The sequence below is a fragment of the Microcoleus sp. CAWBG640 genome (genome assembly GCF_020883015.1).
Lineage (GTDB): Bacteria > Cyanobacteriota > Cyanobacteriia > Cyanobacteriales > Microcoleaceae > Microcoleus > Microcoleus anatoxicus.
Window position 1 is genome coordinate 211,292 of the sequence record NZ_JAHRFC010000002.1, and the last position, 22,415, is coordinate 233,706.

The following is a 22,415-nucleotide window of genomic DNA, read 5'->3' on the forward strand; positions in this document are numbered from 1 at the left end:
ACGATCGCCCCTTCGATGGCACAGAACCACACCTGATTGAAATCGCAAAAAATAGGACAAAAAATAGAAAATAATGTTGATATCGTTGACCGTTGCATCAGAATGATTTAACCTTACTAGAACGCAGAGAAGACAGAGGGAGATAAGAGAGATGAATAATTACGATGCTACCGGATTTCATATAATTCCCTTAATCCAACCGTCAAGTGTCCACTGTCAACTGTTATTCACCTAGGGAGGACTACCTGTTGGGAAATGCAGATACAATTCCCAACAAAGATTTGATTGTTCGCTATCAAATTGCGGGTTTAAAAACTCAATCGACGGTATTAACTCAAGCGGACGATCGCGGTGGACATTTTGCAGTTTATTTGATGCCGCAGATCGAGTACAAAACTGATGAAATTGTGCCAAAAGATGTCGTATTTTTAGTCGATACTTCTGGTTCGCAATCGGGAGCGCCTTTGCAGCAATGTCAGGCATTGTTGCGGCAATTTATTAACGGGCTGAATCCAGGAGATACTTTCTCGATTCTGGATTTTTCCGACAAAGTGCGGCAACTGTCAAAACAACGCCGGAAGCGGTGGAATATGAGGGCGTATTTGCAAGCCTAGTTGTTAAACCCGTGAATCGAACTTTCCTAAAAGGTGGTGGAAATTTTGGCTCATTTCTTGCCCCCCTAGGAGGAGCGGCAGTATTTGAACGTGGCATCTCATATCAAATCCGGTAGCATCTGAATGATTCAGATCTCTATTCTCTCCCTCTGTGTCCTCTGTGTTCTCTGCGGTTAAATCATTCCGATGCAGCCGGAAACGATATCATTGAGCAGCGAAGCGGAGATGGTTTGTGAAGAGATCGAAGAGATCGCACCGTCCAAGGCGCGCCGTACATCACCCGTAGAAGTGGTTAGCGCTACGGGATTGGATGAAGAGGCGATCGATAGTTTAAACGAACACTTGGCAACTCTGACTGTGCCGCCCGGTACAAACGGCGAATTGGTGTTAGAAATTGTCTTCGATAAAATGCGCGCCAGCCGAATAGTTGTGGATGCTGATGCTTCGACTTTGGCGGATGTGGAGTTGCTCAAAACAATTAAAAAATGGCTCTTTAGCTGGCGTATTCCTCACTCTATTGGGGATACAGTACGCCTGACATTGCGGGTGCGATCGTAAAACAGCATAATTTTATATCAATTCCTCTCTTCATCGGAATTATTCATTTCTCTCTGTGTTCTCTGTGTTCTAGTAAGGTTAAATCATTCCGATGCAACGGTCAACGATATTAATCGATCGCCCACAAAAAAAATGGAAGAATTTGCTCTTCCATTTTTTAATCATGACTATTAGTCCTGATTGCAAACCACTTTTTTTATGGGTAACTTCACGGACACGATCGCATTTTGGAATTAAACAGCGGCCAACTCAGGAGTCGGGCGCTTACTGTTGCGGATACCCTCGATCGCCCCTGCATAATCCTTCGCCTTAAACACAGCAGAACCGGCGACAACAGCATTTGCGCCCGCTTCCAAAACCTGCCAAGTATTGTCCACCTTCAAACCGCCATCCACCTCAATCCAAGGATCGAGACCTCTTTCATCGCACATTTGGCGCAACTGGCGAATTTTTGGCAACACAGTCGGAATAAAACTTTGGCCGCCAAAACCCGGATTGACGCTCATAATCAGCACCAAATCGCAAAGTTCCAGCACGTACTCAATCAACTCCAAAGGAGTCGAAGGATTCAGAACCACACCAGCCATTTTGCCCAATTCCCGAATTTGACCGAGAGTGCGGTGCAAGTGAGGCGAAGCATTGTGTTCGGCGTGAACGGAAATAATGTCAGCACCAGCCTTAGCAAAGTCCTCAACATACTTTTCTGGTTCCACAATCATCAAGTGGACATCCAGAGGTTTCTTAGTCACGGGGCGAATTGCTTCTACAATCAGCGGTCCGATCGTAATATTAGGAACAAAGCGACCATCCATCACATCTACGTGAATCCAGTCAGCCCCAGCTTTGTCGATCGCCTGAATCTCATCTCCAAGACGGCTAAAATCTGCTGATAATATGGATGGAGCAATAACTATCGGTTTTTGGGATTTGGTCATGGCTTTCGTCTGTTCTCCTGTCTCCTTGGCTGTATCCAGTTTATCAAAATGTGGGTCTGGGGGCTGAGGAATTTTGAGTTGGCTGTTTTGAGTTTTAAGTTGCGAATGTTGCTAAAAATATGAAAAACAGAGATCCCTTAGAAAATCCTGAACTCGATCGAGTAAGTCTGTTTGTACTACTCATCCCCGTCATCGGCTTTTTTCCTGCCCTGTGGAAACTTTACCGCCACCAGGGCAGCCCCGAACACAAAGCCGTCAGCCGTTTAGCCATTGCCCTGGCTTTAAGTTGGCTGTTAGGGCATATTTTTTTAGAAGCAGGAGCCATTTCTGCGGAATCTTGGACACTTCCCATGTTATTAATGAGTAGCCTGTTGACAACCAGCTATTTCATCATCAGCCTCAGTCTGATGTTTCGCCTTTGGAGACGCCAACCACTCTGGCTCCCCGGCATTAGCCACGTAGCCGAAAAATTGGTCGGCAAACATCTATCATAATTTAGGGTTATTTTCCGCCCTTACCGTATTGATTGATTGCCTCTTCAGGTTGATACTACAAATTGCCATTATCTTTTTTTATTCTTATTGTGTGTGAGGAAGCCAGTGCCAGCTCAAAAAACTCCTAATCAAGACCCTACCAAACAACCAGCCACCAATCCCTCAACCAGAAAATCTGCCCCGCCTCATCGAGGCCGTTGGCTGGGATTTGGTTTTGGTTTAGCTGGAGTCGCCATGCTCTCAGCCACAGCCGGAGCACTGCTAGCCGTTTCTCTGTCCACAACCCCGCTTCAGCAACAGAAGTTGACCCCAGAAGAAGCGGCGGTGTTTTCTCAAGGGGATATGGCCAAGCTGAGCATGAAAATGCCAGAGCTCACTCGCCCAGTAAATATTTTAGTTTTAGGACTTAAGGTTCTGAGTTCCGACCTTGACGGCCATCCCGACAAGGAACAGGGATACGATGTGTGGCAAAACTCTTTTAAAGGGTTAACTGACACCATGTTGCTGGTTAGGTTCGACCCTCAAAATCAAAAGTTAAGCGTACTTTCTATTCCGCGAGATACCCGCACCTATGTTGAAGGTAGAGGGGAGGTGAAAATCAACGAAGCTAATTACTATGGCGGTCCGGCTTCCTCAGCCAAATCGGTTAGTGGACTCCTGGGCGGTGTGGGAATTGACCGCTATGTCACCGTCAATATTCAAGGCATCAAAAGCTTAGTCGATGCCCTTGGTGGCCTGACAATTAATGTCCCTAAAGACATGAAATATACCGATGAAAGCCAGCATTTATATATAGATTTAAAGGCTGGTAAGCAGAAGCTAAACGGCGAACAAATCGTCCACTATTTGCTTTATCGCCACGACAATTTGGGGGATATCGGTAGAGTGCAGCGCCAACAATTGTTGATGCGCGCTTTTGTGGAACAGGAAGTTAATGTCGGTCTGCTTTCTCGATTGCCCAAAATTTTGTCAGTAATTCAATCTCATATTGACACAAATTTGAGTGTTGAGGAATTAGTGGCTTTGGCTGGTTTTGCGACAAAAACCGATCGCTCTAGCGTGCAAATGTTGATGGTTCCCGGTAAGTTCAGCGATGCCAAGGATTACAAGGCTAGTTACTGGTTGCCCGATCAAAATGCGATCGAAACTATGGTGGCCGAACATTTTGACTTCGGTCAAAATACTTGGAAAATCGAGAATGCTGATCCGACTTTTCTGAAAGTGGCGATTCAAGATAGTACCGGCGATGATGCTGCTGTTGCAGATTTTGTCAAGACTTTGACTCGCGCCGGCTATCGGAATGTTCAGGTTTATAAAGATTGGCCAGAACCCTTGGATGTCACTACTTTTGTGGCTCAAGATGGGGATGTTAAAGGTGCGGAAGCGATTCGCCAGTCTGTGGGTTTTGGGGATGTTTTGGTTGAGAGTACCGGTTCTTTGCAATCGGATGTGACTATCAGATTGGGCAAGGATTGGTTGAGTAAAAAGTCTCACTCAAGCCGATAGTTTTAAACATGGTATTTGTAGGGACACAGCAGTGCTGTGTCCTTTTTACTACATCCGGCCTAGATAGGAACGGCCAAGGGTATTAATCACGATCGCCCACAGGTAAACTAAGGGTGAATCCTGTTTGACCAACTATGGCAGCATCTAGCTTAATATCGCCACCGTGGGCCCTGGCTATTTCCCGTGCTAAGCTTAGTCCCAATCCCGAACCTGCAATTTTTTGGGTTTGACTAGAGTCGCCACGATGGAAGCGATCGAAAATCCGATCGCCCTCACTCAAAGAAATATCTTGAGAACTATTGACAATTTTCACAATTACTGTTTTTCCCAGACAGTTAGCCTGTAACCTGAGCCAACCCTCTGGCAAATTATATTTAATCGCATTACCAACCAGATTTTGCAAAACCTGCACCAGCAAATCGCGATCGCCCTTGATATATAAATTAGGAGCAATTGCCATTTGTACTTCTAAATCTGGTGCTAAAAGTTCCATATCTTCAGCAATTTCAGCTAACAAAATAGACAGATTCACCTCAACCCAATTTAAACTCATCCGTCCGGCATCGGCTAGGGAAAGTAGTAAAAGTTTACGGGTAATTTCACTCAGTCGGCGCACTTCATCCAATAACTTACTGAGAGTTTGTTGCATCTCTGACTCCTCTTGGGCTTGATGCAAAGCCAGTTCTAGTTGACCTTGCAAAATTGCCAGCGGTGTCTTTAATTCATGAGCAGCATCTCCACTAAATCGAGAAGCTTGCTGAAAACTCCGTTCCAGACGTTCCAGCATTTGATTGAACACAGAAATTAACTCTACAAACTCTATATCCGTTGAACCGAGGGGCACGCGACGATCTAGTCCTTGTACAGTAACATTTCGGATTGCCGTAGTTAGTCGCCCAATGGGATACAAAATACTCCGCGATATCACCCAAGCTCCACCGGCTACGAGTAAAAGAACTACAGGAATTGATATCAGAAAGATATTACCAATCGATGTCATTTCTAGATCGATCGCCTGTAAGTTAACGGCGATCGCTATTTGAGTCTGAGGAGAATGAATTGCGCCTACACGCCAAATAGTCTTGCTAGTACGGCTTGTTGCTAGCTTCGCCTCCAAAACTTGAGGAAAATCAGGTCTATCTAATTCAGGAGGCCCATCGCGCGGAGGTCTTCTTTCTCTGGGAGAGAATGAAGCGGGGCGATCGAATTCAGGAGGTCGATCGCGCGGAGGCCTTCTTTCTCTCGGTAACAATGAATCAATTCCATTGAGAGGTGGAGGGGGAGGTGCTAATTCAAAAGGTATTCTAACAGGATCGGGAGGAGGTTGGGGAAGCGATCGCCAGAGTGAATCAGCATCAATTCCATCTTGCCACTGAGTCGATTTGTAGAGCAAATTACCATCTCTGTCATTCACGAGCAAAGCCACAGTTGTTTTGCCATTCATCCCCAAAAATAATGGCAAAGAATTAGCATAATTATCCCATTGGGTTGATGCGGGACGGGTAGATTGGATTAACTGATTCTTGATTTCAGCATCAAGACGTTTCACCTTAGCATCATAAATCAACCACCACGAAACAATACTAAAGCCAATCAGAGCCACACTAGCCAGAACAGCCGAGAATAGAGTAATCCGAAAGCGAAAAGATTGCAGTTTCATGATGGGGAAGTTGGTTTGCGAAACCGATAGCCAACGCCCCGCACGCTCTCAACCCATCCCGTACCGCCGATAGGTTCAATTTTCTTGCGAATGCGTTGAATACAGACATCTACCACATTCGTATTCGGATTAAAATCATAGCCCCAGATATGTTCGAGGATTTGCGTGCGAGTGAGTACCCTACCGGGCGATCGCATCAGATATTCCAACAGATTAAACTCACGGGTAGTAAGTTCTACCGCATGAGAATCGCAGGTAACTTCTCGGAGAATGCGATCGAGCTTAACTGGGCCGACACTGAGAATATTTTGGCGATCGCCAGAAGCCCGTCGCACCACAGCATAAATCCGAGCAACTAACTCTTCTACAAAAAAAGGTTTCGCCAAATAGTCATCAGCACCGAGATGTAACCCTTCAATGCGATCGTCTAGTTCATTGCGAGCCGTTAATAAAATCACAGGTACATTGCGTCCAGCCTTTCGCAGAAGTTTCAGAATAGATAATCCATCTTTTCCCGGTAAAACAATATCCAGGACGATCGCATCGTACTGATTATCCATCGCGCGATCGTAGCCATCATTACCATTATCGCAATAATCCACGACAAAGCCTTGTTCTTTCAAACCAATACAAACAAAATTGGCGATTTTTGCTTCATCTTCAACATATAAAACATTCATAGATTTACCGATCAGGTTGCGATTATAGCGCGATTATTTATTTAATTAAATTACAAAATTGTAATCTATCCGCAGAGTTGCAGGTAATGTTTCAGGAGTTTAATGTTGCTGTCAATATTTTCGTAAATATCATGAAAATTGCTTCACTACTCGCATTACCTGCTACAGCCTTGGTGCTGGGATTTAGCAGCTTGACTTTCCCCTGGACTACAGCTAGTTCTTCTAATACTCTACTAGCCCAGAGCGCACCAGAACCAAGTCAAGAGCGCAGACATCCGCCCCGTATAGATTTTGCTGCTGCGGCCAAACAATTAGGAGTCACCGAAGCCAAGTTAATCGAAGCATTGGGGCTACCCCCCAAACCGCCCGAACCACCAAGTGACCAAAATCGGCCGCCCTGTCCACAGCCCCCTCCTCCTTTAGATATTCCCGGTGCAGCGAAAAAATTGGGAGTCAGCGAAGCACAGTTGATTCAAATTTTGGGCATTCCACCGCGTCCACTCCCGCGATCGTAATTTATCCCAAAATTCAGAAAAACGCTAATTTCTCCAGATTACAAAACTGTAATCCTAGCACAGGGATAAATGTCATCTTCAACCAGCTTAATGATTGTATCGACTAAAGCAAAGGGCGATCGAGAATCAATTTCTGTAGCCTTACAACTGCTTGAAACTTAGAAAAACAATCGAGGAAATTACACCATGCCACCACTATTTCCTAATCCTAATTCAATTAATACACCAGGCAATCCACCAGAGCCAAATCAAGACGGATCAGGCAATCCACCACCTCAAAATCAAGGGAGACCAGGCAATCCACCACCTCAAAATCAAGGGGGACCGGGCAATCCACCACCTCCAAATCAAGGCACACAACTTACCAGTTCTGCTCTACCTCCCCAAAACCAAACTCCACCCGCACCGCCAGCCAACAGTATCAATACCACAGCAGGAAACGACAATATTACCGGAGATAGTTTAAACAACTTCATCCTAGGTAGTAGCGGCACTGATAGCATAATTGGAGGATTAGGCACAGATACAATTAGCTATCTTTCCCTAGGAAGTGGCATTACCCTGAAGGCTCAAGGCCTTGTCAGCAAAGGCACAGCCGGTAATGATACCCTGCAAAGCATAGAAGACATAATTGCTCCTTTAGGACAGATTAATACCATCGATGCTTCAACAGGTAGCGGCACAGCTTCTATTAACGTGGACTTGTCCCAGAATCGGTTAGCCGTTAACAATATACCCACTATCGGCACTCTGAATTTTACGGTAGAGAATTTCGTTAATGTCACAGGTACTCCCAATGTAGATGTCCTTACCGGAAACATCGAAAACAATACTTTAGTAGGAGGAGAAGGTAACGATACACTCTCAGGTTTGCGTGGAAATGATACGCTAATTGGAGTAAATCCCTTGAGTGCCACACCAGGAAGTAATGAAACAGATGTGCTGATTGGGGGTCGAGGTAGAGACATTTTTGTGCTAGGAGATGCCACCAAGACCTACTATAGTGGCACCGGATTTGCATCGATTCAAGATTTTCAGCCAGGAATAGATCGCATCCAATTACGTGGGAATATTTCCAACTACAATATTGTTGGTAACTCCATCAATTTAGCAGGTACATCAGACCAAATAGCTGTAATTCAAGGCAACTTTACACCTGATAGTTTCCTGTTTGTTTGAACTATAACTGGTTCCCAGGCTCCAGCCTGGGAACCCATATCACTCTTGCTCTGCCTCGAAAAAGGAAAATAGAAAGTCAGCCTTCCTCGCGATCGGCATTACCAGGCTCCAAAATGGAGGCAGAGCCTCCCGATCGGCATTACCAGGCCAGAGCCTGGTAACGAGTAGAATTTCTTCTTCCCACTTCTTCCTTCGTGTCCTTCGCGTCTTCGCGGTTCAATCATACTAATTTGCTGGCAATGCCGATCGCCCTTTAATCCAATCAAGTAAAATAGGATTCACCAATTCCGGCGCTTCATCCTGGGGACAATGGCCAACCCCCTCCAAAGGAATAAACTGTTCAACCGCTGGGTATTTGGCTAATTCTCGTCCAAGGGCGATCGGCTCCCAAGGGTCATCCGTACCCCACAAAATCAAAGCAGGACAGCTCAAACGAGGCAACAAATCCTCCGGTAACGGACCTTGAGAATAACTAATAAATGCTACAAAAACTTCCACAGCACCAGGATCTCGCGCTGGTTTCAACAACATTTCTATCAGTTCATCAGTAACAGCTTCAGGACGGTGATAAGCTTGCAAAAGCACTTTTCGCACTGTATTCGGCGTGGCCAATTGTTTGAAAAATAATTGACTAATCCATTTGACATTTAAAACTTTTTGTGCTATGGGCGCTCCTAAACTGCGATACCAAGGCATTTGGGCCCGTTTGCGATCGTGCAACAAGCGCAAAGAACAATTAAGTAAAACGACACCAGAAGCAATCTCAGGAAAATCCACAGCAGCTTGCATAATCGCCACACAGCCGATCGAATTTCCCACCAAAAAAGCAGGCCCCCCCGCAACTTCCCGACAAAAATCAGCAATTAGCTGACCCCAAGTCTCAAAAGAATAGTCAATTTCCAGTTTCGGCACAGGTTTAGCAGAAGCGCCAAAACCGATCAGATCGATCGCAAAACAGCGACAATCAACAGCCAATGCCGGCAAATTCTTGCGCCAATGGCCCCAAGACGCACCGAAACCGTGGACAAACACCACCGCAGGCCCCTGGGTTCCCGCAGTCTGGTAACAAATCGGAAAGCCTTTCCACACCCAAGTTTGAGGCGCGACAGCAGTTAACGTAGAAGATGTCATGGGATTTGAGATTTGAGATTTGAGATAGGGCATAGGGCATAGGGCATGGGGCATTGTTAGCTGTTGACTGTTGACTGTTGACTGTTGACTACTGCCAACGGCCCAACTGACAACGGCCCAACTGCCAACTGCCAACTGCCAACTGCCAATTGACAACTGCCAACTGACAACTGTCAACTGTCAACTGTCAACTGTCAACTGACTACTTTGCACTACGAGCCAATATTATGCCACCATTAAAGATGCTGAATTTTTTGCCTTATTGAAAATTCCCCTATGCCAACCATCGTTTCCACTGCTGTCGTACCATTTCTAGGCTCAGAAATTGTACCCGACTACAACACCGCCAAAGTAGTTATCTTACCAATTCCCTACGAAGCTACCACCACTTACCGTCGCGGCTGCGAAAACGGGCCAGCGAAACTTCTAGAAGCTTCTCATCAACTCGAATGTTACGACGAAGAACTCGATTCTGAAGTTTGCTACGATGTCGGAATTTATACAAAAGATCCGATCGCCGATACCCGCAACAGCCAACCAGTTTCATCCCTAGAAATGCTGCGAGTCACCCAAGAAGCAGTGTATCAGTTAGTTACAGAAAATAAATTTGTGATCTCCCTCGGAGGCGAACACAGCATCACCGCCGGCGTTGTCGAAGGTTATCGCCAAGCATACCCAGACGAACCTTTCACAGTTATACAAGTTGATGCCCACGGCGACTTGCGACACGAGTATGAAGGTTCGATTCATAACCACGCCTGTGTGATGCGGCGGGTGGTTGATATGGGTTTACCCACACTGCAAATCGGCATTCGTGCTATCTGTAAGGAAGAAGCTGATTTGATTAAAGCAAAACAGCTTAATGTGATTAAAGCTAGGGAAATTGCTACTCAACCAGATTGGGCCGATCGGGCAATTGCCAGTATCACAACTAAGCGGGTATTTTTGACTATAGACTTAGATGGCATCGATCCGACTTTAATTCCAGGGGTTGGCACTCCAGAACCGGGCGGGTTAAATTGGTATTCGCTGACTGGATTTTTGCGCCGTGTCTTCGAGTCCTACGAAGTGATCGGCTGTGACATTATGGAATTAGCACCTGTTGTAGATTCTGTAGTCTCAGAATTTACAGCCGCTAAATTAGCATACAAAATGATTGGATATCAAGCTGTGGCTCAAGGTTGGCTAAAGCAAGACGAGGGTTGATTAACTTTAGAACATCAGCAAAAAGGATGAAAAGATTTGTCCCACCAGCAAGCTATTTAGTCCTTGACACAACCACCGGGTTTTTGACAAAATATCCGATGGTTGTGATTGATATGGATTGAAAAATAGGGTTAAGATGGATTCAGGTTGCACTTTATATGATTCTTGACTGTTGACTGTTGACTGTGAAAAAAAATTACTAAGGGAAACAATGGGTACTCCGATTAATGGCTACGCTCCAGATTTTGAACTGCCGGGAGTTGATGAAGAAGTTCACCATTTAGCTCGATATTTAGAAAAATTTCGGGCGATCGGGGTAGTATTTATGTGCAATCACTGCCCTTATGTAAAGTTGTATCTCGATCGCCTAAAAGAACTGCAAGCAGATTTTCAAGACGAGGATTTTACTTTAATCGGGATTAATGCTAATGATGCTAATCAATATCCCGAAGACAGTTTTGAAAACATGAAAGTATTTGCGGCTAACAATCAACTCAATTTTCCTTACATCCGAGATGTGGCTCAAGATGTCGCTGAAAGTTTTGGGGCTTCTAAAACACCGGAAGTATTTTTGCTAGATCGAGATGGCAGATTGCGTTACAAAGGTTTGATTGATGACAATGCTGATGATGCCGCAGCGGTGCAGGTGGCTTATCTACGAAGTGCGATCGCCCAATTGCTGAAGGATGAATCGGTAGAGCCTTCGAGTACAGAGGCGATCGGCTGTTCTGTCAAGTGGCGATCGTAGTTGTTAATTGTTAGTTGTTATTGGTTATTAATTATTTGTTTTGTTTGTTTTGAGTCTTCCAGACTCTGCCTCCAATAACTAATAACTAATAACTAATGCGTGGCAATTGCAAATTCGCAACTTCCACACCAATTAATAATGGTAAAAAATCAGCCACTTTTTCCGAACCAGCTTGTTGCAAAGCATTCAATAGTTGAGTGCTTTGTTGCAGCAAATCTGCCACAGCAATTCCCGCATAACTAGGCTGATAATAACTGAGCCGATTTATCCCTTCTCCCAACAAAATCACAGCGCCGCGCCAGTTTTGATTTCCTAAGTGATAAAGTCCCACAGAAATTTGTAAAAGTCCTTGATAAAATCTTTTTTCTGGCTCGCCTGCTTCCATCCACAAGGCCTCTAAAGTATCGTGACAAGCGTAAAATTGTTTACTATTAAACTCTTCGATGCCTTGCCAAAACTCCGTCGGCATTTCCTGTTCCATTGGGTTTTAAATTTAAGATTTGAAATTGTTGATTCTAGAAATTAATGAGACATATTGAATAATGCTTGTGCGGTGTCCTCCCGCCAGTGACGTTTTTTTTGGGAGCAACCTATTGTAGTAGGCGGATTTGATTAAAAGTTTTGATAGCTAAGTTTTAAAAATATCTATACATAAAAACTTGTTTTCAAAACTGCGGCTAGTTAACGCCCGCCTACTTAACTGATTACATAGTCTCTCTGACTGCTTGAAGCTGATCCATTCCAATTTCCTGACTCGTTCCAGCAAAATCATTGTCTGGTGTCAAAAATAACATACAATGACATTCTTTGCGCTCGCGCATGGGAATGCAGGGACAATTCCAGTAGGCTGCTTTTACCTCGGCCTCTTTGTCTTCGTAGTGCCGACAAGGGCATAGGGGAGCACCTAGTTCGTCTTTGTTTTTTGCTAGTCCTTCAATTACGACTGCGGTGACAGAAAGCTCGGAACAAAAGTAAGTCCCGGTGCGCTTGGCGTAAGTTTCGGAGAAATTCTTCATAGCCTCCAAGGTTTTTTCGTTGGAGAGTTTGGATTTTTCTGTTGTGTTCTCTGTTGTATTCATAGTTTAGGATCGGAGTTGAGGATGTCACGAGCTTTTCATAATTGTACCGCAGAAGGTGATTTTAAACACTTGATATTTATTTGACACTCCGGGCGCGTGAACGCGCGGGGATTCTTGGATCAATCAGTCAACTTGCCCGTTGATGTCACCACCAGCGAATAGAGGTCGGTCTGTCCCCAAGCGTTAATTCCGGTGTGCCCCACCGTATTTAAATTAATTCCTGCACGGGCTTTCAATCCCTTTGCCAGAATATTCAAAGCTGCATTATGGTCGCGGTCTAACACTGTACCACACAGGCAAACATGAGTTCTGATTGAGAGCGACTTCTGAACGCGATTGCCACAACTTGAACAATCTTGGGAAGTGTACTGAGGAGCAACAGCAACTACTGTTTTACCGTACACTTTTCCCAAATATTGCAACCATTGAGCAAACTGCGACCATGCTGCATCGCTAATTGATTTAGCGAGCTTATGGTTTTTCACCATGTTCCGCACTTGAAGGTTTTCATAAGCTACAAAATCGCTAGATTTCACTGCGCACAACGCCGTCTTAATGGCGAAGTCTTTACGTTGCCTACTAACCTTTAAATGTTTTCTTCCTACCTTAGATGATTCTATCATGCTTACAAGCAATTGTAGCTATAAACTTGTAGCTTGCAAGACATCTTTACACTTGAATTAAAGCCGTCCTAGAAGGCGATGTGCTGAGCGTAGTCGAAGTAACGGGGCTTTAGACCCAGTTTTTTGGTAATTTAAAATCTACTTGACTGGGTAACGCAGACTTAGGGGGAAGTGGTGTCAGAGTTAAGGGCACCGACGGCTAGCTATGTTTACGCACTGCTGGCTGGTGGTAAAGCATTTGAAATTGTGGGCGATCGCATTTAGGGCTGTTTGGTAAATAAATAAATGTCATCCCGTTGATATTTCAGTTGAAATTTGGGATTGTTGGTGAGTTGAGTTACTAAGTTTTGCACAAAACCTCGATCGCTCATCCAGCCTGGATAGCGCCAATTCAGCAACACATAGTCAAATTTTGTCAGATTTGCAGGCGGCGTGTGAGCCAAAGTTAATTTTACCACAGGACGGTGACTTAAGTGCGGAGCAATATTTGATGTCGTTAAAACATTGCCTTTAGTTTGAACCAGAGAAATTGCCTCTTTCGTTGCCGGCAGAGTGTCAATGCCTTCTAAATAAATACTCCAAAAATAGCCGTATTTCGCCAAGCACAAAAAACTTATTAATGACCAAATTACGATATTCCGCTCCCAAGATAAACTAGAAATTCTGAGGCGATCGAATATTTTAGGTATTTTGAATTCCGGCTGATTATACTCAGACAAATTGGCAATCACTGCCACCAATAAAAACGGGAATATGGGAATAGAATATTGATGAATTAAATCTCTTTGAGCCGGAATATCCGAAAGAATGTTCATAGCTAACATCGGCACTGCACTAATCAAAGGTGTCAGATGCCGTGGAGAAATCCACCAAATTACCGGAAATAGCAATAAGGCTAAATACCCAAAAGTCTCCCCAGAAAACAAACGTGTTAAAATTAGATGGGGCTTCAATATCAAATTAGCAGCTATTTCTAAAACCGACTTACCTAAATATTGATATCTGCCAATTCCCGCGTGTTCTTTCCCTTGATTAAAATAGGGTACAATGGCCTGAGTTGCTATCAAAAACCAACCCACACCTAGAAATAAAGCGATTAGTCCGCAATTCCGCTGTTTGTCAAAAAATAACAGCCAAAAACCCATGGCTGCCACAGTTAAAGATAACACGGCTTTGCAACTCAAAACTAAGACAATGGCTGCACAAAACCATAGTATTTTGTTCAGCCGCGCCGCCAAGATTGCTGCTAAAAGCGCGGGGAAAGCAATTACTTCTGGATGAAAGTCAAAAAGATTGACATTAAATACTGCGGGATAAAGCAGATAGACTGCTGCCACTGCCATTGATTTTTTTTCATCTAAGCCTGCTTGACGTGCTAAACTCCAACTAGGCCAAGCACCCAAAGCTAAGGAAATTGCTTGTACGAATAACAGCCAATGAACGTCTGGATATATTTTGTAAAGTAAAGCCAGGGGATAAAAAATAAAGGCCGCGTGATCGCCTAAAATATTAACTGCCATTAAAGAAGAAAATGGCGTTTGATTTTGAGAGATTAAATAAATGGCTTGGTCAAAAATGGCTAAGTCGTAGGCAGTGGAATGAAACAAAGCGTGTCGCACGCTACTGCAAGCAAATAAGACGATTGTTGTGGCGACAATCATTAAAAATACTGGATGGGGTTTTAGGGATTTTAAGGTTAGCATTTTATGGGTTTAATCAGCGATGCGTTTGAATAACAGAACTTGTTTTTTTTGATAGGTTAATTGAAATTGGGGAGTGCTTTGCAGTTGAGTGGCTAAGTTATTACCAATTTTTTCGGTATCTGGCCAGGGATGGCGTTGGTTTAATAATATGTATTTAAATTCAGCTAAATCTGTTTGGGGTGAAATCTGGGAAAGCAATTTGACAATGGGGCGGTGGGCAAAGTGAGGGGCCAGTCTATTGTCTGTTAAGATACTGCTTTGGGGTTGAATTTGTGCGATCGCTTCCCGTGTTGCTTGCCAAGTATCTAGTCTATTTAGATACAGAAAAAAATCTTTGTACTCGCCGAGAAATAGGAAAATGATTAACGACCAAATTATCATGGCTTTTGGTAATTCCATTCCCAGCCAAAATTGAGGGAGTTGGGAAATTTTCAAGGGGAAAAAAGAATTAATTGGTTGCCACAATTCAACATTTTCATCTCCCAATTTCCCCCCTTGGGGGGGGTAGGGGGGGGTAGACTCAGAATTAATTTGTTGCGAGAATTCAACATTTTTATCTCCTAATTTCCCCCCTTGGGGGGGGTAGGGGGGGGTAGACTGTGCGGAGTAGGGGGGGGTAGACTGTGCGGGGTTGACGGGCGTTGACTTCGAGATAACCGCTAATAATAAAAATGGAATTATAGGCACTGAATATTGATAGGCTAAACTGCGTTGAAATGGCAAGTCTGAGAGAATATTGATGGCGAGAGTTGGGAGGGCTGGAATCAGTGGAAGCAAATATCGCATTCCTATTTTGCTGGAGAATGGCAACAATCCCCAAAATAGTGGTAAGCTGAGTAGAAATATATATTTAAAAGTATCAATTGAAAAGAATTTACCTAAGATTAATTGTGGCTTTAAGATGATGTTTATAATAATTTCTAGTACCGATTTTCCTAGATAACTGTAGCGCCCTACTCCGGCGACTTCGCTACCACTAAAGAAGGGAATGATTTTTTGGGAAGCAATCACAAACCAGGCGATGCCGAACACAAGTGCGATCGCGCCGCATCGTTGTTTTTTTTCGCATAACAATAGCCATAAACCAATGGCTGCGACAGTTAGGGACAAAACTGCTTTGCAACTTAAGACTAATAAAATAGCGGCACTAAACCACATAATTTTGTTTAAACGGGCTGCTAAAATTGCTGATAAAAGTGCGGGTAAGGCGATTACTTCTGGGTGAAAATCAAATAAGTTGATGTTAAATACTACGGGATATAGTAAGTAAATAAATGCGATCGCGCGGGATTGTTCTGGATTCAAACTTGCCAAGCGTGCTAAACTCCAGCTAGGCCAAGCCCCCAGGGATAAAGCCACTGCTTGTACTAAAAACAGCCAATGCACATCGGGGTAAATTTTGTACAACCAAGCTAGGGGATAATATATTACCGCTGCGTGGTCGCCTAAAATGTGCATCTGCATCAAAGAGGAAAAAGGCGTTTGGTTTTGGCTGATTAAGTAAATCGCTTGGTCAAAAATGCCTAAATCGAAAGCAGTGGATTGAAACAAGGCGTGTCGCAAACTGCTAGACAAAAATAAAATTGTCGCTGTAGTGGTGATCGCAATTAGCAAACTCGACGGTGGCTGCGATCGACTTTCTTCCATATTTTCCGTGATGGAGACGCCGCTGTCCTCACTGGAATCATCAAAATTCGACTCATTCCGCATAAAATCTGCCACTACCTGACTCCTGACAAATCCTCCAATTCATGAGACATCTCCCGAAAACTAAGGTGGGAACAGTCTGAATAGCTGTTCCACAAAAATTATTGGAGAGGTCTATTAGTCGATCGCCAAATTTCATCCCCGCAATCGTAATATTAGAATGATCCACAAAACCTTAAAAAATTGTGAAAGCTATAACTCTTCTCGGCTCTACAGGCTCCATCGGCACTCAAACTCTAGATATTGTAGCTCAATACCCCGAACAATTTCGGATTGTCGGCTTAACCTGCGGACGAAATGTGACATTGCTGGCGCAACAAATCAGACAATTTCGGCCATCCATTGTCGCGATTGGGGACGAAGATAAATTACAGGAATTACAAGAGGCGATCGCAGATATCGACCCTCAACCTATTTTACTGGCTGGGGAGACAGGCATTGTCGAAGTTGCCAAATATGGCGACGCTCAAGCCGTCGTCACGGGCATAGTGGGCTGTGCTGGTTTGTTACCAACAATTGCCGCTATCCAAGCAGGTAAAGATATCGCCTTAGCCAATAAAGAAACATTAATCGCAGGCGGTCCCGTTGTCAACCCCCTCATCGAAAAACACGGAGTTAAAATATTACCAGCAGACTCGGAACATTCCGCAATTTTTCAGTGCCTCCAAGGGGTAATTCCAGGTGGCTTGCGGCGGATTATTCTTACTGCTTCGGGAGGTTCTTTTCGAGATTTGCCCATTGAAAAGTTAGCGGAAGTGAAAGTGGCGGATGCTTTGAAACATCCGAATTGGTCCATGGGACAAAAAATTACCATTGATTCGGCAACTTTGATGAATAAAGGATTAGAAGTAATTGAAGCTCACTATTTGTTTGGAATGGATTATGACGACATTGAGATTGTCATTCATCCCCAGAGCATAATTCACTCCTTAATAGAACTGCAAGATACGTCGGTTTTAGCACAATTGGGATGGCCAGATATGCGGTTGCCACTGCTTTATGCCTTGTCTTGGCCGGAGCGAATTTATACTGATTGGAAACCCTTTGATTTGGTAAAAGCCGGGGATTTGACTTTCCGAGAACCAGACCATAAAAAGTATCCTTGTATGCAGTTAGCCTATGCGGCTGGACGGGCTGGCGGTTCCATGCCTGCGGTATTGAATGCGGCGAACGAACAGGCGGTATCACTCTTTTTGGAGGAAAAAATTGAGTTTTTGGACATTCCGAAATTGATTGAAAATACCTGCGATAAACATCAACAAGATAACTGTGCAAATCCTGGTTTAGATGATATTTTGGCTGCGGATAAGTGGGCGCGGCAGGAAGTTTTGGCGGAAAGTATGGAATTGGGTGCGCGCATTCTTTCGGTGCGGTAATTGTGTCACTAAACTTGCACGGGTTCTCCGGCCCGTGCCACAAAAAAATTAATATTATTGTGAAACAGGCCGGAGAGCCTGTTCTTGAAAGCTGTGGCAATCTATTTCTAAATCCCTTGATAAAATAGAGCCATGATTCTCAATCCTACAAGCAGCCGAATATCATGCAAACTCAAGTTAAGCCTACAGTATTTGCACTAAACCAACTAATCGTTCCTCCCGGCAATCAAGTGCAGTTACAAAATGTTAGCTGGGAAATCTACGAAGCTATTTTAGACGAATTAGGAGAAGGTTATGCAGTTCGACTTGCTTATTACAAAGGAATATTGGAAATCAGGATGCCACTACCAAAACATGAGAAAGCTAAATCGTTGATTGGATACTTGGTTAACGTACTCCTGGAAGAACTTAATGTGGATTGTGAAGTTTTAGGTTCGACTACCTTCAAACGCCAAGATATGCAAACAGGTGTAGAACCTGATGACTGTTTTTACATCCAAAATCAAGCTGCTGTCAGAGGGAAAGACAGGCTAGATTTAACTGTAGACCCGCCGCCTGATTTGGCGATCGAGATTGATAATTCTTCACAAACGAGTTTAAACTGCTATGAAGCTTTAGGAGTTCCCGAACTCTGGAGATATGACGGGGAAGTGCTGAAGATTTATCGGCTCGAAGAGGGAAAATATACCGAGTCCAGTAGCAGCCAAAACTTCCCCGACTTTCCCATTATCGATCTAATTCCTCAATATGTCGATCGCAGCAAAACCGAAGGCAGAAGCCCAACTATCAGAGCCTTTCGAGCTTGGGTTCGAGAGGAATTACAAACGAAATAAAGGCTAAATAAACAGTGGGCCTTGGGCACTTGTGCTGCCCTTCGACTGAGAACCACTATATGTTTAGCCTTCATCGGGCTGTTAAGAAGCCCACATCATAATCTGTAATCAGATTTGATGTGGGAGTATGTCACTCTTTTATTTGCTAACTTTCGCGCGCAAATCAGCCGTACTCATATTTTCATACATTTCAAAGGGTTGATGAATCCAAGGATTATCAGCTAAATAATCTACATAATAATCTGGTTTCGCAGCGGAACCAGCTTTGTACCAAAGCACCGCCGTCCGAATTTCCTGAATATCCGGGCTGTAGCGACTCTTGAGCCATAGGATACTTTGCTGCAAACTCACCCCCGAATCGACCAAATCGTCAACCAGCAGAATTTTTTTACCTAAATCATCGCCCACCATGGTCAAATCGCGGGCAAATTTAATCGAACTTCGGACTTTCCCCTCGGCTCCACCATAGGATGAGGCTGCTAAAATTGCCAGGGGTTTGTGGAAAATCCGTGACAAAATATCGCCCGCCCGCAGCCCACCACGGGCTAGACACACAATGCGATCGAAGTTCCACTGAGATTCATCAATTTTTACAGCCAAATCCTCAATTTTTCGATGGTAATCTGACCAAGAAATGTAAAGGTCGCTCATGCCTAATATGATTGAAATGTTACAGATATTATTCAATATTTTGATGACAATGGCATGAAAGTATCCAGGGAGCAAAGCCCGCTAATTGATTGCTTCCGATACTGAGGACTGGCCAAATCCCAAATTTCCAATCTTAAATTCAAAATCCCCAATCAGATGGGGGCTGATTTTAATCTACTACTTTCAGCCACCCGCGACGCACAGCGTGCAGCAAACGGTTGATGGCTGTCTGATCTTCTTCGGTGAGACACTCGTTTAGTAGTGCTGTCCTGATCTGTTGTCGGTGAGTCCGAGTTAATAAACCAGAGTGATATACCTGAAAGACTAGCTCTGCAATCGTAAATTGAGGTAAAAGTGTTTTGGTCATCATTGGATTTTTATTGAACTCACTTTTGATAGTATTGACTTATTGATTTAAGATTGATGTGATTCCCATACACGAGTAAATGTGATTTATTGGCGGGAAATTAGTGATTTGTGTCATCGGTGATTCACTCTGGGGCTTGTATCTAATCGCTCCCAGGAGTCCCGTACTAAATCCGTCTCAATTTGTAGCTTTGGACTAGGCTCTAATCGCTATTATATCTTAAAATATTTTAACACTTAAGTTCATAATTCCTAATGTCTTGCTACTGATGACGGCCAAGGGGTGAAGTCTGACTGGTGACTAGGCTAATTTGAGGCCGGGATTTGGGATTTAAAGCAGAACCAAGCCTCGGATTCAATCTAACGCCCCAACTGACTGACGGGCACAATCGACAATCTCACATCCCCAATCTGAAATTGTTGGACTGCTGACTACGGACTGAAGCCCCAGTGACTGAAGCCCCAGTGACTAATCAGTGGCGAGCATCCGAAATCCAAAATCCGAAATCAATCTGATATATAATAATCACAAACACTGTGAGTTCAGAAAAACAGAGGCGGGGAAACATGATAGTTATTGGTTATTTCTTGATTGCTTCAATGGTTTTTTTAGTTTGGTTTCAACGTTTTTGGAAGGATACGGCTACGTCTAAAACAGACTGGATATCTTGGGTCGCTTTAGTGTTCGGTCCTCTTTTTTGGCCTGTAGTTCTGCCCCTCTCCTTTTTGCAAATAAGTATCAAAAGACCCCCAGTAGAAGCAGCTAAGTTAGAGGAAGAATCCTAGTTAATTATTGAGGCAAGAGTTCGGAACACATGGTGTAATTGAATACAAGGCTGCTTTCTGGTTATGAGTTCAATCTGGTGGTGGGCCCGGTGGCATTTGGCTCTCGTGGTGCGGGATTATTGCAAATTGTATCGCAGCTCACTATTGTCTGGATGTCAACAGCAATATGGCTGATTTTCTCATTCCGAAAGAGTTGCTACTTTCAGCCCCAGTTAATCGATTGGGGATTGGCGATTGGGGATTGGCTATGGCATAATTAGCTGCCGATGGGAGACGAGTCAGTCTGGGTGTGGGAATGAATGTGGTCGTTTGTAGGCAGATTGCTGGATGGTCATGGTGCAGAGCCAATCTTAGATGGTCGCAAAAATTTGGATTTTTGGGGAACTATCAGTGGATCTCAAAAGTCTGGTTGATGAGAGCAATTAATGTATCGCGGTTCGCTAAACCGTGAAAGCTTGCTGAGGGATAGCCGCTCCCATGCTCCCGATGAAGCAAGAAGCAAATGTCTAGACTTGTCTAAAATATTTGTATAGCAGTATACTAACAGAACCCAACTTGGTCAAAACCCGATTCCGGGCGATCGAACCAGTTGCGATCGACACTAAATACCACTCCGGTGCGATTTCTCCCTATTGAGTTCGCGATCGGATGAAAAATGGTTGATGTGTATTTGCAGCATATTGTATTATCTTTGTGTTAGTTGGAAGGCCCAACTATAACGAAGCTTAGTTGGGGGTACTTCAGATGACAGCCTATAGCAGATGGGTAAATTAGAGTCTCAACCGATGCCCGGTTTAATTTATTGAATCCCTTTGGAGGGAAAAGTGTATTGTAGAAAAATGATTCATCTTTTAGGAGGAGTGTAAATGACACAGGTAACTAATCCAACTACGCCAGCAATTTCAGTCACACTGCCCGGTGGTGGCTCGAATATTAGAGGTATCGCAGGCGACAACAGGTTGACTGGCAGCCCACAAGCCGACATCATCCTGACTTTTGATGGCAACGATATCATCAACGCTGGTGCTGGCAACGACCTGGTTCTATCAGGTAAAGGCAATGATGTCATCGGTGCCGGTCCTGGCAACGATATTGTAGCTGCTGGTAAAGGTAACGACATTGTATCTGGTGGCGATGGCGATGACTTACTCTTTGGCAATCAAGGAAATGACCTCGTCGATGGCGGTGCTGGCAATGACACCGTTTCTGGAGATCAAGGAAACGACACCGTACTTGGCGGTGCGGGCAATGATATGGTCTACGGTGGTGCTGGCAATGATATCGTCAGTGGCGGTGACGGCAACGATAGCGTCTACGGCGGTCAAGGCAACGATACTGTTGATGGCGGTGCTGGCAATGACTTTATCTCTGGCGACAGAGGCTCCGATTTGCTGACAGGCGGTGCTGGCAGCGATACCTTCTACTTCGCTTCGGCTGGTGGAGATTTCGGTGTAGACACGATCACTGACTTTACACCTGTGGAAGATAAGATTCGCTTGAAGTCCGGCGGTGCTTTCGCTGCTTTGGGCACAACCTTCGATGCTAGCGAGTTTGTTGTGGTTTCTGGTTTCACCCCAGCGACTCCAACTGCTGCTACGGCGAACAAGTTGGTCTACGATCCGACAAGCGGTGTGTTGTACTTCAACCAAGGCTCTTCTGTGCTGACTGTGGCTCAGTTGACACCTGGTCTGACGATTACTGCAAGCAACTTCGAGTTGTTCTAGAACAACTGGTGGTTGTGGGGCGGCACTGGATTTTATCCGGGGCTGTTCTCGCAAGGTTGGTAGTTTTTCATGATTTCAACTTCACTCTGCCAGTGGCGGGGTGAGGTTGATTAAGTGTAGAATTTTTTTTAATTTTTTTTTTAACATTTGCTAACAATCAGTGAGATTTGGTAGATGTCTTTGTAGTATGTATAGTCAGCAACCCAGCCCTAAAGGGTAGGGGGCTGAAAAACTTTTGGTAGACACCTATTGACATTCTTCCCGGATTGGGTAACTATTAAGTTGTAGTATTATTTGAATGCGAGGTAGTAATTGTCAACAAATCACCGGATGAGTTGAGT

20 protein-coding genes and 2 pseudogenes are annotated in these 22,415 nt (G+C 44.2%); 11 read left to right on the forward strand and 11 right to left on the reverse strand.

Annotated elements, in window-relative coordinates; translation table 11 throughout:
• Positions 1–257: 257 nt before the first annotated feature.
• A pseudogene (locus tag AAFP11_RS02355) lies at positions 258–572 on the forward strand (VWA domain-containing protein); the annotation flags it as partial.
• 249 nt (positions 573–821) lie between these two features.
• Positions 822–1,172: an after-VIT domain-containing protein gene (locus tag AAFP11_RS02360; RefSeq protein ID WP_341735572.1), complete on the forward strand. Its 351-nt coding sequence runs from the start codon at positions 822–824 to the stop codon at positions 1,170–1,172.
• Positions 1,173–1,405: 233 nt separating this feature from the next.
• Here AAFP11_RS02360 and rpe read toward each other — a convergent pair whose 3' ends face one another.
• Positions 1,406–2,107: a ribulose-phosphate 3-epimerase gene (gene rpe, locus AAFP11_RS02365; RefSeq protein ID WP_340523381.1), complete on the reverse strand. Its 702-nt coding sequence runs from the start codon at positions 2,105–2,107 to the stop codon at positions 1,406–1,408.
• Between the two features lie 119 nt (positions 2,108–2,226).
• On the opposite strand from rpe, the gene AAFP11_RS02370 reads away from it, so the two are divergent.
• Together AAFP11_RS02370 and AAFP11_RS02375 are read left to right on the forward strand one after the other, a co-directional pair.
• Positions 2,227–2,601 carry a hypothetical protein gene (locus AAFP11_RS02370; protein ID WP_341735573.1) on the forward strand — a complete coding sequence of 125 codons (375 nt, stop codon included), beginning with the start codon at positions 2,227–2,229 and terminating at the stop codon, positions 2,599–2,601.
• A 105-nt stretch (positions 2,602–2,706) separates the two neighbouring features.
• A complete protein-coding gene (locus AAFP11_RS02375) occupies positions 2,707–4,107 on the forward strand; it encodes an LCP family protein (RefSeq protein WP_341735574.1) in 1,401 nt (466 codons plus the stop codon).
• Between the two features lie 82 nt (positions 4,108–4,189).
• Here the strand turns inward: AAFP11_RS02375 and AAFP11_RS02380 are convergent, their stop codons facing one another.
• Both AAFP11_RS02380 and AAFP11_RS02385 read right to left on the reverse strand, forming a co-directional pair.
• Positions 4,190–5,767: an ATP-binding protein gene (locus tag AAFP11_RS02380; RefSeq protein WP_341735575.1), complete on the reverse strand. Its 1,578-nt coding sequence runs from the start codon at positions 5,765–5,767 to the stop codon at positions 4,190–4,192.
• Complete coding sequence (locus AAFP11_RS02385) at positions 5,764–6,447, reverse strand: response regulator transcription factor (RefSeq protein ID WP_340523388.1); 684 nt, start codon at positions 6,445–6,447, stop codon at positions 5,764–5,766. Before AAFP11_RS02385 ends, AAFP11_RS02380 begins: the two co-directional genes overlap by 4 nt.
• Positions 6,448–6,578: 131 nt before the next feature.
• On the opposite strand from AAFP11_RS02385, the gene AAFP11_RS02390 reads away from it, so the two are divergent.
• Both AAFP11_RS02390 and AAFP11_RS02395 read left to right on the forward strand, forming a co-directional pair.
• Entirely contained in the window at positions 6,579–6,962 is a 384-nt protein-coding gene (locus tag AAFP11_RS02390) for a hypothetical protein (RefSeq protein ID WP_341735576.1), read from the forward strand.
• 186 nt (positions 6,963–7,148) lie between these two features.
• Positions 7,149–8,141: a calcium-binding protein gene (locus tag AAFP11_RS02395; protein ID WP_341735577.1), complete on the forward strand. Its 993-nt coding sequence runs from the start codon at positions 7,149–7,151 to the stop codon at positions 8,139–8,141.
• A gap of 225 nt (positions 8,142–8,366) precedes the next feature.
• Here AAFP11_RS02395 and AAFP11_RS02400 read toward each other — a convergent pair whose 3' ends face one another.
• Positions 8,367–9,272, reverse strand: a complete 906-nt coding sequence (locus AAFP11_RS02400; RefSeq protein WP_341735591.1) for an alpha/beta fold hydrolase — start codon at positions 9,270–9,272, stop codon at positions 8,367–8,369.
• A gap of 276 nt (positions 9,273–9,548) precedes the next feature.
• On the opposite strand from AAFP11_RS02400, the gene speB reads away from it, so the two are divergent.
• Positions 9,549–10,478 carry an agmatinase gene (speB, locus tag AAFP11_RS02405; protein WP_341735578.1) on the forward strand — a complete coding sequence of 310 codons (930 nt, stop codon included), beginning with the start codon at positions 9,549–9,551 and terminating at the stop codon, positions 10,476–10,478.
• A gap of 211 nt (positions 10,479–10,689) precedes the next feature.
• Positions 10,690–11,226, forward strand: a complete 537-nt coding sequence (locus AAFP11_RS02410; protein ID WP_341735579.1) for a thioredoxin family protein — start codon at positions 10,690–10,692, stop codon at positions 11,224–11,226.
• Positions 11,227–11,311: 85 nt separating this feature from the next.
• On the opposite strand, the gene AAFP11_RS02415 is transcribed toward AAFP11_RS02410, so the two are convergent.
• The 5 genes and pseudogenes from AAFP11_RS02415 to AAFP11_RS02435 all read right to left on the reverse strand — a co-directional run bounded on the left by AAFP11_RS02415 (position 11,312) and on the right by AAFP11_RS02435 (position 16,341).
• Positions 11,312–11,707: a DUF309 domain-containing protein gene (locus AAFP11_RS02415; protein ID WP_341735580.1), complete on the reverse strand. Its 396-nt coding sequence runs from the start codon at positions 11,705–11,707 to the stop codon at positions 11,312–11,314.
• Between the two features lie 223 nt (positions 11,708–11,930).
• A complete protein-coding gene (locus AAFP11_RS02420; protein WP_340523405.1) occupies positions 11,931–12,305 on the reverse strand; it encodes a ferredoxin-thioredoxin reductase catalytic domain-containing protein in 375 nt (124 codons plus the stop codon).
• Positions 12,306–12,424: 119 nt separating this feature from the next.
• A pseudogene (locus AAFP11_RS02425) lies at positions 12,425–12,916 on the reverse strand (transposase); the annotation flags it as partial.
• A 272-nt stretch (positions 12,917–13,188) separates the two neighbouring features.
• Positions 13,189–14,631 (reverse strand): DUF2079 domain-containing protein, encoded by a 1,443-nt coding sequence (locus AAFP11_RS02430; RefSeq protein ID WP_341735581.1) that lies wholly within the window; start codon positions 14,629–14,631, stop codon positions 13,189–13,191.
• A 9-nt stretch (positions 14,632–14,640) separates the two neighbouring features.
• Positions 14,641–16,341, reverse strand: a complete 1,701-nt coding sequence (locus AAFP11_RS02435; RefSeq protein WP_341735592.1) for a DUF2079 domain-containing protein — start codon at positions 16,339–16,341, stop codon at positions 14,641–14,643.
• Positions 16,342–16,523: 182 nt separating this feature from the next.
• Here AAFP11_RS02435 and dxr point away from each other — a divergent pair, with 182 nt between their 5' ends.
• Together dxr and AAFP11_RS02445 are read left to right on the forward strand one after the other, a co-directional pair.
• Positions 16,524–17,714 carry a 1-deoxy-D-xylulose-5-phosphate reductoisomerase gene (gene dxr, locus AAFP11_RS02440; protein ID WP_341735582.1) on the forward strand — a complete coding sequence of 397 codons (1,191 nt, stop codon included), beginning with the start codon at positions 16,524–16,526 and terminating at the stop codon, positions 17,712–17,714.
• Between the two features lie 164 nt (positions 17,715–17,878).
• Positions 17,879–18,547 (forward strand): Uma2 family endonuclease, encoded by a 669-nt coding sequence (locus AAFP11_RS02445; RefSeq protein WP_341735583.1) that lies wholly within the window; start codon positions 17,879–17,881, stop codon positions 18,545–18,547.
• Positions 18,548–18,685: 138 nt separating this feature from the next.
• Here the strand turns inward: AAFP11_RS02445 and AAFP11_RS02450 are convergent, their stop codons facing one another.
• The gene (locus tag AAFP11_RS02450; RefSeq protein WP_341735584.1) at positions 18,686–19,198 is read right to left on the reverse strand and encodes a phosphoribosyltransferase family protein; all 513 of its coding nucleotides are present in this window, start codon (positions 19,196–19,198) and stop codon (positions 18,686–18,688) included.
• A 169-nt stretch (positions 19,199–19,367) separates the two neighbouring features.
• Entirely contained in the window at positions 19,368–19,568 is a 201-nt protein-coding gene (locus AAFP11_RS02455) for a hypothetical protein (RefSeq protein WP_340525773.1), read from the reverse strand.
• A 1,648-nt stretch (positions 19,569–21,216) separates the two neighbouring features.
• On the opposite strand from AAFP11_RS02455, the gene AAFP11_RS02460 reads away from it, so the two are divergent.
• A complete protein-coding gene (locus AAFP11_RS02460; protein ID WP_341735585.1) occupies positions 21,217–22,074 on the forward strand; it encodes a calcium-binding protein in 858 nt (285 codons plus the stop codon).
• Positions 22,075–22,415 lie beyond the last annotated feature (341 nt).

Excerpts from the sequence above, each read along its gene's own strand:
- rpe (WP_340523381.1), bottom strand. The coding sequence starts at position 2,107 with ATGACCAAATCCCAAAAACCGATAGTTATTGCTCCATCCATATTATCA.
- AAFP11_RS02370 (WP_341735573.1), top strand. The coding sequence starts at position 2,227 with ATGAAAAACAGAGATCCCTTAGAAAATCCTGAACTCGATCGAGTAAGT.
- AAFP11_RS02380 (WP_341735575.1), bottom strand. The coding sequence starts at position 5,767 with ATGAAACTGCAATCTTTTCGCTTTCGGATTACTCTATTCTCGGCTGTT.
- AAFP11_RS02385 (WP_340523388.1), bottom strand. The coding sequence starts at position 6,447 with ATGAATGTTTTATATGTTGAAGATGAAGCAAAAATCGCCAATTTTGTT.
- AAFP11_RS02390 (WP_341735576.1), top strand. The coding sequence starts at position 6,579 with ATGAAAATTGCTTCACTACTCGCATTACCTGCTACAGCCTTGGTGCTG.
- AAFP11_RS02395 (WP_341735577.1), top strand. The coding sequence starts at position 7,149 with ATGCCACCACTATTTCCTAATCCTAATTCAATTAATACACCAGGCAAT.
- AAFP11_RS02400 (WP_341735591.1), bottom strand. The coding sequence starts at position 9,272 with ATGACATCTTCTACGTTAACTGCTGTCGCGCCTCAAACTTGGGTGTGG.
- speB (WP_341735578.1), top strand. The coding sequence starts at position 9,549 with ATGCCAACCATCGTTTCCACTGCTGTCGTACCATTTCTAGGCTCAGAA.
- AAFP11_RS02410 (WP_341735579.1), top strand. The coding sequence starts at position 10,690 with ATGGGTACTCCGATTAATGGCTACGCTCCAGATTTTGAACTGCCGGGA.
- AAFP11_RS02415 (WP_341735580.1), bottom strand. The coding sequence starts at position 11,707 with ATGGAACAGGAAATGCCGACGGAGTTTTGGCAAGGCATCGAAGAGTTT.
- AAFP11_RS02420 (WP_340523405.1), bottom strand. The coding sequence starts at position 12,305 with ATGAATACAACAGAGAACACAACAGAAAAATCCAAACTCTCCAACGAA.
- AAFP11_RS02430 (WP_341735581.1), bottom strand. The coding sequence starts at position 14,631 with ATGCTAACCTTAAAATCCCTAAAACCCCATCCAGTATTTTTAATGATT.
- AAFP11_RS02435 (WP_341735592.1), bottom strand. The coding sequence starts at position 16,341 with ATGCGGAATGAGTCGAATTTTGATGATTCCAGTGAGGACAGCGGCGTC.
- AAFP11_RS02445 (WP_341735583.1), top strand. The coding sequence starts at position 17,879 with ATGCAAACTCAAGTTAAGCCTACAGTATTTGCACTAAACCAACTAATC.
- AAFP11_RS02450 (WP_341735584.1), bottom strand. The coding sequence starts at position 19,198 with ATGAGCGACCTTTACATTTCTTGGTCAGATTACCATCGAAAAATTGAG.
- AAFP11_RS02455 (WP_340525773.1), bottom strand. The coding sequence starts at position 19,568 with ATGATGACCAAAACACTTTTACCTCAATTTACGATTGCAGAGCTAGTC.
- AAFP11_RS02460 (WP_341735585.1), top strand. The coding sequence starts at position 21,217 with ATGACACAGGTAACTAATCCAACTACGCCAGCAATTTCAGTCACACTG.